Origin of the sequence: Enterococcus sp. AZ067 (assembly GCF_051715005.1) — a bacterium.
Taxonomy (GTDB): Bacteria; Bacillota; Bacilli; order Lactobacillales; family Enterococcaceae; genus Enterococcus_D; species Enterococcus_D casseliflavus.
This window is the reverse complement of sequence record NZ_JBIOSY010000001.1, coordinates 1,199,359-1,213,837: the sequence shown is the minus strand read 5'-3', so window position 1 is coordinate 1,213,837 and position 14,479 is coordinate 1,199,359. Positions and strand designations below refer to the sequence as shown.

Genomic DNA, 14,479 nt, shown 5'->3' with positions numbered 1-14,479 from the left:
TCCTTTTACTTGCTCGTTTTGCTTACACGACATTTTGCGGTGTACCTGCTTTAAAGCCGCTTAAGTTCGCCACAGCAATCCCCATCAAACGACGCCGCGTTTCGACGGGTGCCCAAGCGATATGCGGTGTCAAATAGCAATTTGGCGCCTGTAATAAGGGATTGTCAGCTGCGATCGGTTCTTTTGAAACGACATCTGCCGCCAAGGCTGCGATCTGCCCTGTTTGCAGTGCTTCAGCAACTGCCGCTTCATCGATCAAGCCGCCACGGGCGGTATTGATCAGGATCGCAGAAGATTTCATTTGTGCCAATGCTGTGCGATCGATCATTTTTTCTGTCTCAGGAAACTGCGGAACATGAAGGCTGATGATATCTGCTTCTTGATACAATTCCGCCAGCGAAACTTGTTTTGCCCAATCTGCTTGTGCTGGTTTTGGTCGATGATTAAAGTAGATCACCTTCAACTGAAACGCATGAGCGATCGTGGCAACTGCTTGAGCAATCGCACCATATCCAATCAGCCCAATCGTTTTGCCTGCCAATTCCATCAATGGTGTCTGCCAATAAGAAAAATCTTTGCTGGTTTGCCAGTCGCCCTGATGCACGGAACGATTATGGTGTCCCACTTGATTCGTCACTTCCAGCAGCAAAGCAAAGGTCGCTTGTGCCACTGCATTGGTACTGTAGCTAGGAATATTGGTCACGGTGATTCCCTGTTCCTTCGCTGCTGCCAAATCAACGACATTGTATCCAGTTGCCAAGACCCCAATGTAGGTCAATTGCGGACATGCTTTGAGCACATCTGCGGTGATCGGTGTTTTATTTGTCAAAATTGCTTCGGCATCGCCGATTCGCTCAATAATTTCTTGTTTATCTGTATACGAGGTACGATCATACACCGTCACCTCTCCTAATTCTTCAAACCCTTGCCAAGACAAATCTCCTGGATTCAACGCATAGCCATCAAGTACAACGATCTTCATTCTTTCGCTCCTCTCGCTTTTCCTTTTGCTTTTCCATAAAAAACGGGAATTCCTAGTAACGTCACGCCAATTCCCACGACTGCTAACCACGTGTCAGTGATCAAGGTCATAATCAAGATAAAACAGCCACCTAAGATCGCAATCAAGGGAATGATTGGATAGAAGGGAACTTTATACGGACGCTTCATCTGCGGTTCTGTTTTTCGCAAACGAAAAACTCCTACAAACAATAATACACTAAAGAACCACATAACAAAAACCAGCATATCGGTCAAGAGATCAAAGGTGCCTAAAAGCATCATGATACACGCGATCCCTAATTGTAAAAAAGCCGCCGCATAGGGTGCATTGGTGGTTTTACTTAAAGTGGCAAAGGTCTTGCTGAAAGGAATCTCATCTTCCAACGCCATGGCATATGGGACCCGCAAGCCAGTCATTGTATAGCCGTTCAATGCGCCATACACAGAGATCAGGATACCGATCGTGACCAGTTTTCCGCCAAAGCTGCCAAACAAGGCCATCGCAGTTTCTGAGGCACTGTTCAAATTACCAGCGATTTGATCGATCGGCAATGTTTTTAAAAAGGCAACATTGATCAACACATACACCAAGGTAACAAAACTCAATCCAAAGATGATGGCTTTTGGTAAATCTTTTTCGGGTCGCTTCATTTCCCCAGCGACATTACCGACTCCCATCCAGCCGTCATAAGCAAAAAGGGTTGCTAAGAGGGCACTACTGATGCCAGCTGCAAGCGATCCTTGAGTATTGGAAGAAAAATTCACCAATGAGACCGATACTTGCCCTGGTGTCAACAGGCCCGCCACGATGATCACCGCAATCGGAATCAGCTTGACTGCTAACGTGACGGACTGGACTTGAGCAGCGGCTTTTGTTCCCAAAAGATTGATCAATGTCACACTCGTTCCGGTCAAAATCGATAAAGGAAGCAAATAATTGCTGGGTAGATGAAATAAGTTCAAACACTGGGTCGCAAAAATAATACTTAAAGCCGCCACGTTTGCTGGAAAGTAAATGATACTTTGTGCCCAGCCTAATAAAAAGGAGGGTAATTTCCCATAAATTCTTTCAATATATCGAATGGGTCCGCCAGTCTCAGGAATCGCCGTCGCTAACTCCGCCACCGTCAAACCGCCGCAAATCGTTAGAAAGCCGGCAAGCAGCCAGACCAACAATGTCAAACCGGTGGATTGGGTCTGCTGGACCACAGCCGCTGCTTTGAAAAACACGCCGGCGCCGATCACCGTTCCCATTACTGTCGATAATGCCCCAAAAAAACTGATTTCTTTTTTCAATTGACTTTTCACAACATCACTTCCTTTTTAAATGAATAAGTCAAAGTATAGCGGATAGAAACTATCTTGACTAGAGGAATTTCAGAAAACAAAAAGCAAATACCATGAAAAGACGGCATTTGCTCCAAAATTTTTTTATTCTTTTGTGGATTCTTGAAAAACCAGCAACGGAAGCTGTCGTTTTTTGTGCATTTGTTGAACCAAATAAATTCCTGCCAGCAAGATGATCGGGAAAACGATCGCCCCTAGAATCCCAACCTGCAACTGTTGTCCCGTCCATTCGACGATACTGCCGACGACAGCGGGTCCGATTGAACACCCTAAATCTCCTGCTAATGCCAAATAAGCAAATAGCGCCGTTCCGCCGTTGCGAATGTATTGCGCAGAAAGACTAAAGACCCCTGGCCACATGATCCCTACGGCAAAACCGCTTAAGCCGCAGCCAAGGAACCCGATCAATGGCAATGAAGCAAAGCCGATCATCATATACGCCAGTAGGCAAAGCAAAACACTCAAAAACATAAAGCGTTTCAAATCGATGCGTTCCCCAAACTTGCCGTAAAGCAAGCGGGAGATCCCCATCATCAAGGCAAAAACCATTGGCCCTGCTAAATCGCCTAGCGTCTTACTAACGCCTAAGCCCTGTTCGGCAAAGGTCGATGCCCATTGGCTGACTGCTTGTTCGCTGGCTCCAGCACAGACCATCATCACCAGAAACAGCCAAAAGCTTTTCAAGGAAAAGAGCTGCCGAGTGGTCAACCCTCGTTCTCCTTCGGCAACGATTGGCGCCAACGGGACTTTGGTAAAGAAAAACAAATTGACCAACGGGATCAGCGCCCAGATGATCGCCAAAATCGGCCACTGTTGAATACCGAACACCATGAAGAACGCAGTTGAGAACAAAACGACCCCCACGTACCCCCAGCAATAAAACGAGTGCAGCATGCTCATCGTTTTTTCCTTATGTTCCGTTGGACAGGCTTCAACGATGGGACTGACTAAGACTTCCAGCAAGCCACCGCCAATGGCATACAACAAAACCGCTGCTAACAATCCGCTAAACGGGGTCGGAAACCATAAGGGAAAAACGGCTAGACCAATCAAGCCGATCGCTGCAAAAAAATGCGCGGCTACGATCGACACTCGATAGCCGATGCGGTCTACAAAAAAGATTGCTGCAAAATCGACGGCTAACTGGGTCAAAAAGTTAAAACTAACCAGCAAAGTAATCTGGCTGATCGGTAGCTGGTATTGGCTTTGAAAGGTCAAAAATAATAAGGGGGCAAAATTATTGATGACGGCTTGAACGATGTACCCTACAAAGCAAGCCGCAATCGTCGAACGATAACTTTTCATTTTCACTTCTCCTTTACTCGTCTTATCAGTATACCAAGTCCAATAAGACAGTAACCATGGAGAAAACACTTTTTTTACCCAGAGAATCTTAAGGAAATCAGCATTTTTCTTCCTTCAGATAATTCCCTTAAATGGAAGCAGCAAAAAAGCTGTCCTCACAGACAGCTTTTTCCGACTTATTCTCAAGGCTAGGCGTTTTTCTTCCGAGCAGCGATGGTTTTCATGGTGGCTTCAAAGATTGGGCCAATAAAGACGATACACAAGAGAGTACCTAACCCAACACTGGCGCCTAACGCAAAACCGATCAAGACCATGGCAGCATCCAAGCCGATACGGATCGTTTTTTGCGTCAATTTGCTTCGTTTGTAGATTAAGGCCGTCAAGGCTTCTAAAGCCGCTGATCCTTTGTTGGAAGAAACGTAGATACCAGCGCCGATCCCAAATAAGATCGGTGCAGCGAAAATAGCGATCCAAGGATAAAAAGGCAAATGAATCGATACTTTGTCCATCACTGGTTCAAAGATCCCAATCAACAGGCCTAATCCGATCCCATTGATAAAACTGCCAATGCCTAATTCAGCACGATCAAAGACTGCAACGATCAACAAAACAATAATATTAAAACACAAACTGGCAATCCAAAAAGGGACATCGACGAAATTCAAAATTCCTAGTAAAAACGTACTGATCGTATCATAACCTTGATGGGCGGTGATCAATAAGGAAATGGCCAACGCAATCAGCCCGGTACCTATCAAAACTTGTGCAAATTTTTTGGTTTCTTTCACAACATCACGCTCTCTTCTTTATTTTTCCTCTCTTAGTTTACCGTGAAAGCGTCACAATTACTATCATTTAATCACAAAAACCAGATTTTTTTTGAAGAAATCTAAATTCAATCAAGGGATTCATAATGCTGTTCATAGGTATCGCGAAACTCTTTGGGGGTCAGACCATTCAATTTCTTAAACATTTTGGAAAAATAGTTGGTATTGTTGTAACCAATACGATCGCCGATCTCACTGATCGTGGCTTTCGAATGAAGCAGCAGCTGCTGGGCTTGCTTGATCCGCACCAGATTGACGTACTGATTAAAACTCATTTCCGTTTCTTTCTTAAAGAGCTGGCCCAAATAAACGACGCTGACATGCAGTTCTTCTGCCGCTGATTTGACCGTCAAATCATGGGTATAGCCTTCTTCGATCAGTTGGATCGTCTTTTGAACGATCTCCGAATAGCGTTTTTGCGGTGGCTGCGATTTCGCCAGCTCCAGCACATCATCAAAGAGCTGCCGCAAATCTGCCAGTGTATTAGACTCACGAATCCGTGCCAAAATCTGTTCATGGTTTTCATGAGAAAGTACTGGTAACTGCCGATAAATATCGTTGAACAACAAGAACGAAACATAGCGAACATGCTCAGGGTCTGCTTGGGTTTGTTCCAAAATAGCGAACATTTTATCCAGCTCATGTTGGATCGTTTTGACATCCCCAATGGTCAGTGCTTTGTTAAAAGACAGAAACGGGAGTTCTTCGTTTCGCTCTAAAATATCCACGTGGATCGTCTGTTCTTGTAAGAACAGATCTGGGTAGAAGGCTTGCAGTGACTGAACCTGTTTGATTTTTTCATAGGCTTTATACAAATTCTCCCACTCGTTGATGGTCTCACTCATAATCAACTGCCAGTCAGTACTATTGAGCTGCTGTGCCAGTGCTTTTAGATCAGCGTTGATTTGCTGCCTTGGTCCAGCAGCAGTAATGATCACTTGGTTTTCATCTAATCGCCCTGGTAAGATCAATGGCTGATCGTGTTGCTGAAAAAACGTCGTGATTTTTTGTAAGATCTCAGCAGTCCCATTGAACTGCAAAACGGTAAAGGGTGCTGCTAGTGGCACCCGCTGTTGCGCCAGCAAATGGAGGTACTCGCTTTCGTTCAATTCATCATTCAACCAAAGCAGCAGGCTTGATTCTTGATACAGTTCTTTTTCTGCCAACAGTTTTTGCTGCTCCTCTAACTCAGCTGCAATTGCTTGTACACTGCTGCGTAGTTCTTCTTTGTTAACAGGTTTGACGAGATAATTACGCACACCTAACGCCATGCCTTGTTTGACAAAGGCAAACTCCTGATAGCCTGATAGAATGATCGAGAAAAATCGATTCCCAAACGCTTGTGCTTGGCGGATCATATCGATGCCGTTCATTTCTGGCATCCGAATATCCGTGATCAGCAAATCAACGGAATGCTCTTGCAAGTACTCGAGGGCTTCACTAGCACTTTTCGCTGTATGCACCACCTCAAAGCCCAGTTCTTGCCAAGGCAAGATCATTTGCAGCCCCTGCAAGATCATGTATTCATCATCAACGAACATTGCTTTATACATCTGTCTCATGCCCCCTTTGCAAACGTTTCTCATCTAAGCGGATCTTGACCGTAAACCCAGCACCTGCCTGAGATGTAACGTCCATTTGATAGGCGCTGTTGAACATACCCCGCAACCGTTCGTGAACATTTTTGATCCCGATCGAGGTTTGGGCTCCGATCTCCTGATTTTGCAGTTCTTCTTGGATCATCGACAACTGCTGTGCATCTGCGCCTTTGCCGTTGTCTTTGACCTCAATCACGATCTGATCGACTTCTTTATAAGCCTTGATACTGATGGCATTATCATTGCGCTGATAATCGATGCCGTGAACAAAATAGTTTTCGACAAGCGGCTGCAGCGTGAACTTCGGCAATTCCAACTGTTCTAATGCCGAATCGATGGTTACATGATAGGCGATCTTATCTGGGTAGCGCATCTGAAACAAGTAGACATATTTTTCACAAAAATCGATTTCTTCTTTTAAGGTCTTCGTCTTTTCTTGCGTCGTATTGTTCCGTAGCAGTGCCGAAAAGGCATAGACGACATCCGCCAGCTCTTCTTGGTTGCGACTCAAGGCATACATTCGAATGTATTCTAACGTGTTATACAGAAAATGCGGATTGATCTGTGCTTGCAGCGCCCGCATATCGGCGTCTCGCTGCTTGATCTCTAACGTGTAGATATCTTTGATATACTCGTTGATACTGTAAGTCATTTGATTGATGGCTTCTGCGATTTCTTTCAGCTCTTGTTGGACATTGGCGGTATCGATCCGCTTATCAAAATTCCCTTGACTGACTTCTTTCGTCGCATAGACGATCTGCTGTACTTGCGAGGTATAGCGCTTGAAGGTCCGATGGAGCACCCATAGGACCAATAAGAGAATCCCAATCCCAAAGCTAAAGATCCAAATGGCGCTAGAAAAAATATCCCGCCAGATCACACCTTTCGACAACAAGATCAGTGACAACTCTCCGCTGACGGTCGTTTGTTTTTTGATATAAAAGTCTTTCGACAGAGTGTCGTGAATAGTTCCATGAGCCACCGCCTGATCAATTTTCGCTAAGGTCTGCTTGCTAAGGTTCGCGGCATCCTTGTATAGTCGCTGACCATTGGAGGTATACAAAAAACTGTTGATACCATGCGCTTGGTTGTCTTCTTGTCGATTGGCTAAGACATCGTCTGAGTGAAAAATCACGTAGACTTGCCCTAACGGTTGCGCATAATTACTTGGTTGGGCGATCGAACGAACAAAAAACAGACGATTTTTCAAATCGATCTGCTTGCCGCTGCGTTTTTCTCCATAAGGGGTATCTGGGGTTGCCACTAATGTCTCATTGCTTTCATCTAGTTGAATAATGATCTCTTCGATACTAGGATGATTACGGATCAAGCGATAGAGGATGTTTGGCAAATACACACTTTGTCCCGTCTGGCGAAAAATATCATTACTATAGGAAAAATAGTCTGGCAATGAAAGCTGTAAATAATTGCGCAGCGATTCAAAAGCAGTATCCGAACTGGTAAATTCGCCTAACACCGTTGAAACGACCGCGTTTTGATCCTGCACGTATGCATCCAGCTGCATACTGGTAGCTTCCACGAGGCGTTCGCTGCTATTGAAGCGGTCTGCCCCAGTATATGCCGTCAGAACCAGCATGATAATAATCGAGATGATCACCAAAAGGACGCTATACAACTGCATCAACTGATTGATCAAAAAGTCATGTTTAAACAAACGAAAGCGCTGCTTAGTCATGTGCCAAGTCCCGATCTATGACGGTTTTTTCCTGACTGATCGCCACGTGGCACCACAAAATCAATAGACTGAAGGTTCCAAAGAGCAAGAGCCCTTTCATCATCCAAGTAAAAGCGAAAATACTGGCAATCCCCACTAACAATTTTAGAAAGGTCGCCATATGAAGAAACAGACACACGAAGGACAATTTCAGGTTATTCCACAAGGAAATCTCATAGGATGTGTCAAAAACCACACTTAGTAAGTACAGTAAGATACTCAATCCGCTGACGACAACTAAAACAAAAGAGATCATCAGCCAAATCAAGCCTTGGATCTGGGTAGCTAAATACAAGTTATACACTAAGAAACCTGTCAGTAGGAAGAAAAGATAAAACTGTTTATTGGCTTTGACAAAGACGCTGCGCCAAATGCGCCATGCGCTGCGAAAGCTTTGATGCTCATAATTTAGTCCGTCTTCATGGATCAAAGTACTAATGGTATGAAACGCTGGACCGATCCCTAAGATTCCGCCACCTGCCAATGTCAAGACGACGAAAAACAAATTCAACTTCACGATCGCCCAAATCAAGCGAAAGCCCTTGACCAACCCACTATTTGCTGTTTCTTCCATTTAAAATTCCTCCCTTATTTGTTCCCTATCGAAAATGTAGCATGATTTTAGCTTCCTACTCAAGCTACCTGAGAATCTTTTAATGCTATGTACGTTTTAGATGCTCCATGCTTGCTGCTTGAAGGTTAAAAAACAAAAGTAACGTTATTTTTTCATCAAAGATTTCGCTATTTACTTTAAAGAAAAAGCAGCCAGAAGCTAGACGTGGGAACCATTGGTCCTGATGCGTTTAGCCTCCGGCTTACTTGATCTATTGATTGGTGAGCGGCGCCTATTGCTTATTCTTGGCTTGCACGATACTCATCAAATTGTTTTTGCATTTCATCGCGGACCTTCTCCCAGCCAGCGGTTTTTAATTCTTCGTTTAGTTTCGGAACATTTTCTTCTGGATCGATCGTTCCGGTTGCTAAACTTGCTTTGTAACGATTCATGACATTGGCGATATTCGTGATTTCTGTTTTCACATTATCAGTCTTGAAGTTGAACCCTAAGATTGGTGATGCTTCAGCGTTAGCAATATTTTCATCACGCTCTTTGATCATATCGTCTGTGATGGATTCTTGTGTATAAAGGATCATGTTGTTCCCAGTGTTCCAAGCAGCCATGCGGGTATTTGGCAAGTAGCCATCAAGGAGACGGATTTTGTTGTCTTCGCCCTCGATTTTTTCCCATGCTTCGCCTTCAACACCCCAAACCAATCCATTCAACAATTCAGGATCGCTGTTCAACAAGCCCAACACTTCCACTGCTTTTTCTTTGTTTTTCGAAACATTCGCTACGACAAAGTTTGCCATTTGCGCTTGGCCTGTTGATTTTAATTGTTTCGTGATTGGACGTGAAACCAATTCATGACCTGCGGCATTGCTTAAGATCGTATCGCCGTAATCCATTGGTCCTTGGGTTTCTTCACGCATGAACCATGTGTTGCCTTCTAATGGGTAACCAGTCGTATTAGTGGCTGCATCAGTTGGGATCAAGCCTTCGTTGTACCATTTGTGCATCAATTTCAAGTTTTCCATTTGTTCATCATCTTCGTATTGATTGATGATCTTCGTTGTATCGCCGTCCAATTTAACAGCAAATGGGTAATCTTTCCCGATCACATAATCATAGTTTCCAGAAACATTAAAGGTTTGTCCGATCGCAAACGGTGCGATGTTTGGTTCTTCTTCTTTAAACTTCTTCAACACGTCTTCGGCATCTGCATAAGATTCGATCCCACTGATATCCAAATCATATTTATCTAAATACTCTTTATTGAAGGTCAAGACTTGTTGGGCATAAATATTGCCGTTGACTGGAAAGGCATATAATTTTCCGTCGATCGTATTGCCTTTGATATAAGATTCGTCTAATTGATCATACGCTTCTTTGGCATATTTTGGTGCTAACTCCGTCAAATCTGCATACGCGCCTTTTTGCGCATTCGCAACATAGTTTGAGGCAAAGGAAATATCGTAGTTTTCACCCGATGAAATGATGGTACTCATTTTTTGATCCCAATCACCCCAGCCGATATACTGCAGATCGATGCGAGCGTTGGTTTTTTCTTCAATGCGTTTATTGGCGATCTCCATTAATTGATCAAAGTTTTCTGGCTTGTCCCCGACTTGATACATCAATAAAGTCGTTACGCCGTCTGCATTGTTTTCTGAATCGGATGTTGCGCCGTTCGATCCACAGGCAGCCATTCCCAAAGTTGCCGCTGCGGCCATCCCAGCAAAAGCTGTTTTTTTCCACAAATTCATTTTTGTTTCCTCCCTATACTTATTTGATTATTCTTTGACGCCACCAATTGTCAGACCACCGACAAAATACCGTTGGAAGAATGGATAGGTGATCGCAATCGGTAAGGTTGCAACAACAACGATTGCCATGCGAGCAGTTTCGCTTGGCAAAGCGGCCAAACCACCTTGGATCTGGGCAGCCATACCAGAGCTTTTGGCTAGATAGTCCAAGTTGCTTTGAATCCGCATCAAAAGTGCTTGTAAGGGCACTAAAGAGTCTTTTTGAATATACAACAATGCATTGAACCAGTCATTCCAATAGCCAAGAGCGGCAAATAGACTGATCGTTGCGATCCCTGGAACGGCTAACGGCAACACAATGGACAGAAAAATCTTCATTTCGCTGGCACCGTCGATGCGCGCAGATTCTATAATACTATCTGGTACCGTCTTTTTAAAGAAGGTCCGCATAACAAGGATATTAAAAGGCCCTAAGGCAAGGGGTAAAATCAACGCCCAAATCGTGTCTTTCAATTGGATCAAGTTGACCATCACTAAGTAATTGGCAACCATCCCTGGCGCAAACAACATGGTGATCAAAGCGAAGATCGTAAAGAAACGACGGAATGGAAAATTTGAGCGAGAGATGACATAGGCATATAGCGAGGTCATCGTTGCATTGACGAAGGTACCAAAAACAGTGATAAAAATAGATACGCCAAATGCTTGGAAAATTTTGCTGCTCATTTGTCCGCTAAACAGGTAGGTATATGCTGCGAAGGAAAATTCTTGTGGCCAAAAGCGATAGCCGTTTTCTGCCAAAGAGGTTTCACTGGTCAATGAGATCGCGATCACAAAGAGAAACGGCAAGACACAGGAAATCGCGAACAGACCGATCACGATATTAAAAATCAGGTTGACCGTTGGGTTAAAGGAGCGGATCTCGACTTTCGTTACTTTTTTCTTCATTTATCCATCCTCCTTAGAATAATGCTGAATCTGGTTCTAGTTTACGAACAACCAAATTCGCTGTTAGTAATAGTAATGCCCCAACCACTGATTGATAAAGGCCGGCAGCTGCGGTCATCCCGAAGTCGCCTGTGGCAGTCAGTCCATTATAAATGTACGTATCTAAAACGGAGGTGACTTGGTACAACGCCCCAGAGTTTCGTGGGACTTGATAGAAAAGTCCGAAGTCGGCACGGAAGATCCCACCGATGTTCAAAATCAACAAAACAGAAATCATTGGAATCAGCTGTGGCAACGTCACATTTTTGATCTGCTGCCATTTGCTGGCGCCATCGACCATCGCGGCTTCGTAATACGTCTGATCGATCCCGACCACTGACGCATAATAGATGATGCTGTTGTAGCCTAAGCTCTTCCAGACATTCATAAAGACGAAAATAAACGGCCACCATTTCGGATCAGCATACCAGTTGATTCCTTCACCGCCCATACCCGTGATCCATTGGTTGATGATTCCTTTGTCTGGACTCAAAAAGGCATAGACAAAGTACGAAATAACCACCCAAGAAAGGAAGTACGGCAACAGGGACATCGTGTGATACACTTTTACCAAGCGCTTATTGCGCAGCTCACTCATAATAATGGCAAAGGCAATCGCAAAGAATAGGTTGAATGCTAAAAATACGATATTGTAGAGTAGGGTATTTCTAGTGATCAGCCAAGCATCATTGGATGCAAATAAAAATTTAAAGTTATCAAAGCCGACCCATGGGCTTTGTTTCAAACTGGCAAAAAAGCCGTCTGGTGAAATGTGGAAATCTTTGAACGCCACCACATTTGCGAATACAGGTATATAGAAAAAAAAGATAAACCAGACAACACCTGGCAAAGCCATCAATATCAATGCTTTGTATTGCCAGACATTCCTCCAAAACCCCTTTTTCTTCACATCTCATCATCTCCTTCATGCTACTAGAATAACGCTTTCATCCCTAAAAAATAAGGAACAAACTAAAGATAAAATGAAACAAATTAAAGGTCTTTGTTTATATTTTGTTTTTATTCTCTAAAAACCTGAAAAACGTCCTACCTTTTGCAAGATAGGACGCTTCATTGATTTGTTTTTTATGAATGATCAGTCGACAAAGCCGTTTTGTAGAATCACTTCGTGGAACCACTCACCAGACTTTTTGATGGTCCGTTTTTGGGTAGCCAAATCGACAGCAATAAACCCGTAACGATTTTTGAATTCATTCAGCCAAGACCAATTGTCCATGCAGGTCCACATGTGATACCCGCGGCACTGGCTGCCTTCTTGGATCGCTTGGTGAACATACCGCAAATGATCTTTGATAAAAGTGATGCGGTACTCATCTTGGATCTGACCGCTGGCATCGATAAAGCGTGTTTCATCTTCGACCCCCATGCCGTTTTCTGAAATATAACAGGGGATATTGCCGTAGTTGTCTCGTAGGTTGATCAAGGTATCATAGATGCCTCGTTCATAGATCTCCCAGCCTCGATGGGGATTGATTTTCTTTTCTGGCCAATCATACACATCGAAGTAATCTTCTGGCATTGGTGTGTCCGCTGTTTTGGCAGAACGCTTTTGCTGCACCCGCCGTGGCTGATAATAGTTGACCCCCAAGAGATCGACCGTGTTTTCTTTAATGATCTGCAAATCTTCTGCTCTGGTTTCTGGCATGATCGCCAACTCGTTTAAGACAGCGATCAATTCTACAGGAAAGGTGCCTTTGACCGCTGGATCTAAGAAGGATCGGTTAAAAAAGGCATCTGCCAGTTGCGCCGCTTGGACATCTTTTTCATCGTTCGGATCTTTCGGATAAGTCGGTGTCAAATTCAAGATGATGCCGATTTCGCCTGATTGCTGAGATTGACGGAAGCGTTGGATCGCTAAGGCGCTGGCGAGTGCTTCATGGTAGCCGACTTGCACCGCATGTGCCAAGTTGATTTCTGCTGGGTAATGCTGTTGATACAAATACCCCATCTCCACTGGCACGATCGGTTCATTTTGCGTGAACCAATGACGGACTTGATCACCGAACAACTCAAAACACAAAGCAGCATAATCTGCAAATGCTGTGACAGTCTCGCGATTGAGCCAGCCCCCTTCTTTTTGCAGTGCCATCGGCATATCAAAATGATACAAATTGATGAAGGGTTCGATGCCATTTTCGATCAAAGTGGCGAAGTACTCGCGATAAAACGCCATCGCTTGTTGATTGACCGCCCCTCTTCCTTCTGGCAGCAAGCGACTCCACTGGATCGAGGTTCGAAAAGAATTAAAGCCGATCTCTTTCATCAACGCCACATCTTCTGGGTAACGCTGCAGCAGCTGGACGGTATCTTTTGGTCCCCGTTTTTGATAAAAACGTTCTGGCTCCGTTGCGTACCAATAGTCCCAAATCGAATCACCTTTGCCATCATCGGCCGTTCGTCCTTCAGTTTGCGGACCGCTGGCAGCAGCTCCCCACCAAAAATCTTTAGGAAAATACAGATTAGTCATGGGCAGTCACCTGCTCTTTGCCTAACAAGAGACAGCCGATAATCCCGCTTTTGTTCGGCAAGCCCCAAGTGACGATGTAGTCTTCCACTGGTGGTGTCTCCATATAGCCTGCCATTTGTTTTTGGAAGGCTTGTTGGATTTGAGCGAGTAGATGCGGCTGATTCATGACCCCACCGCCTAAAATGATTTTCTCAGGTGCTAAGGTCAACGTGATATTGACCAGCGCTTGCCCTAGATAAAAGGCCTGCAACCCCCAAATCTCGTGCGCTTGCGGCAAGTCTTGTCCTTTGATCCCCGTACGTCCTTCTAAAGAAGGCCCTGCGGCTAATCCTTCCAGACAGTCGCCGTGATACGGGCATGTACCAGCATACGTATCTTCACTGTGACGTTTGACATAGGTATGACCGATTTCTGGATGACCGATCCCCTCGAAAATCTTTCCTTCACGAACGACTCCTGCGCCAATGCCGGTTCCTACTGTCAAATAGACACAGCTGTCTTTGCCTTGCGCCGCTCCTTGGCGTAATTCCCCATAAGCGGCAGCATTGACATCTGTTGTCCAAGCAAATGCTGTCTCTGGGTAGCGCTTCTTCAATGCACCGAGAAAATCGAACTGCTGCCAGCCCTGTTTCGGCGTCGCGAGTATGTGGCCATAGGTCGCTTGGGTTGGATCGATCCCGATCGGACCAAAGGAACCGACCCCTAATGACACGAGATCGTAGGGATCGAAAAAGGCAAAGATCGCCGCTAACGTTTCCTCCGGTGTTGTCGTTGGGATCGACTCTTGGGCGATGATCGTCAACTGTTCATCGGCAACGGCACAAATCATTTTTGTGCCGCCGGCTTCAATTCCTCCATAAACCATCAT

12 protein-coding genes are annotated in these 14,479 nt (G+C 44.6%); all 12 read right to left on the bottom strand.

Annotated elements, in window-relative coordinates:
• Window positions 1-22 precede the first annotated feature (22 nt).
• A complete protein-coding gene (locus IGI82_RS05720) occupies window positions 23-982 on the bottom strand; it encodes a D-2-hydroxyacid dehydrogenase (RefSeq protein ID WP_015509314.1) in 960 nt (319 codons plus the stop codon).
• A complete protein-coding gene (locus IGI82_RS05715; protein WP_087627159.1) occupies window positions 979-2,310 on the bottom strand; it encodes an APC family permease in 1,332 nt (443 codons plus the stop codon). The genes IGI82_RS05720 and IGI82_RS05715 overlap by 4 nt, the downstream gene beginning before the upstream one ends.
• A gap of 123 nt (window positions 2,311-2,433) precedes the next feature.
• Window positions 2,434-3,654: an MFS transporter gene (locus tag IGI82_RS05710; RefSeq protein WP_010747782.1), complete on the bottom strand. Its 1,221-nt coding sequence runs from the start codon at window positions 3,652-3,654 to the stop codon at window positions 2,434-2,436.
• Window positions 3,655-3,842: 188 nt separating this feature from the next.
• Window positions 3,843-4,442, bottom strand: coding sequence for a YczE/YyaS/YitT family protein (locus IGI82_RS05705; RefSeq protein WP_005225521.1), 600 nt, complete (start codon window positions 4,440-4,442; stop codon window positions 3,843-3,845).
• 107 nt (window positions 4,443-4,549) lie between these two features.
• Entirely contained in the window at window positions 4,550-6,034 is a 1,485-nt protein-coding gene (locus IGI82_RS05700) for a response regulator transcription factor (RefSeq protein ID WP_005225520.1), read from the bottom strand.
• Window positions 6,027-7,775, bottom strand: a complete 1,749-nt coding sequence (locus IGI82_RS05695) for a sensor histidine kinase (RefSeq protein WP_087627158.1) — start codon at window positions 7,773-7,775, stop codon at window positions 6,027-6,029. Before IGI82_RS05695 ends, IGI82_RS05700 begins: the two co-directional genes overlap by 8 nt.
• A complete protein-coding gene (locus IGI82_RS05690) occupies window positions 7,768-8,388 on the bottom strand; it encodes a DUF624 domain-containing protein (RefSeq protein ID WP_074535016.1) in 621 nt (206 codons plus the stop codon). Before IGI82_RS05690 ends, IGI82_RS05695 begins: the two co-directional genes overlap by 8 nt.
• 278 nt (window positions 8,389-8,666) lie before the next feature.
• On the bottom strand, window positions 8,667-10,136 hold the full coding sequence (locus IGI82_RS05685) for an ABC transporter substrate-binding protein (RefSeq protein WP_005225517.1): 1,470 nt from the start codon (window positions 10,134-10,136) through the stop codon (window positions 8,667-8,669).
• 27 nt (window positions 10,137-10,163) lie between these two features.
• Window positions 10,164-11,084 (bottom strand): carbohydrate ABC transporter permease, encoded by a 921-nt coding sequence (locus IGI82_RS05680; protein ID WP_005225516.1) that lies wholly within the window; start codon window positions 11,082-11,084, stop codon window positions 10,164-10,166.
• 13 nt (window positions 11,085-11,097) lie between these two features.
• Window positions 11,098-11,979 (bottom strand): ABC transporter permease, encoded by an 882-nt coding sequence (locus IGI82_RS05675; RefSeq protein WP_086294872.1) that lies wholly within the window; start codon window positions 11,977-11,979, stop codon window positions 11,098-11,100.
• 240 nt (window positions 11,980-12,219) lie between these two features.
• Window positions 12,220-13,611: a glycoside hydrolase family 1 protein gene (locus IGI82_RS05670; protein ID WP_438841854.1), complete on the bottom strand. Its 1,392-nt coding sequence runs from the start codon at window positions 13,609-13,611 to the stop codon at window positions 12,220-12,222.
• The gene (locus tag IGI82_RS05665; protein WP_005225513.1) at window positions 13,604-14,479 is read right to left on the bottom strand and encodes an ROK family protein; all 876 of its coding nucleotides are present in this window, start codon (window positions 14,477-14,479) and stop codon (window positions 13,604-13,606) included. The genes IGI82_RS05670 and IGI82_RS05665 overlap by 8 nt, the downstream gene beginning before the upstream one ends.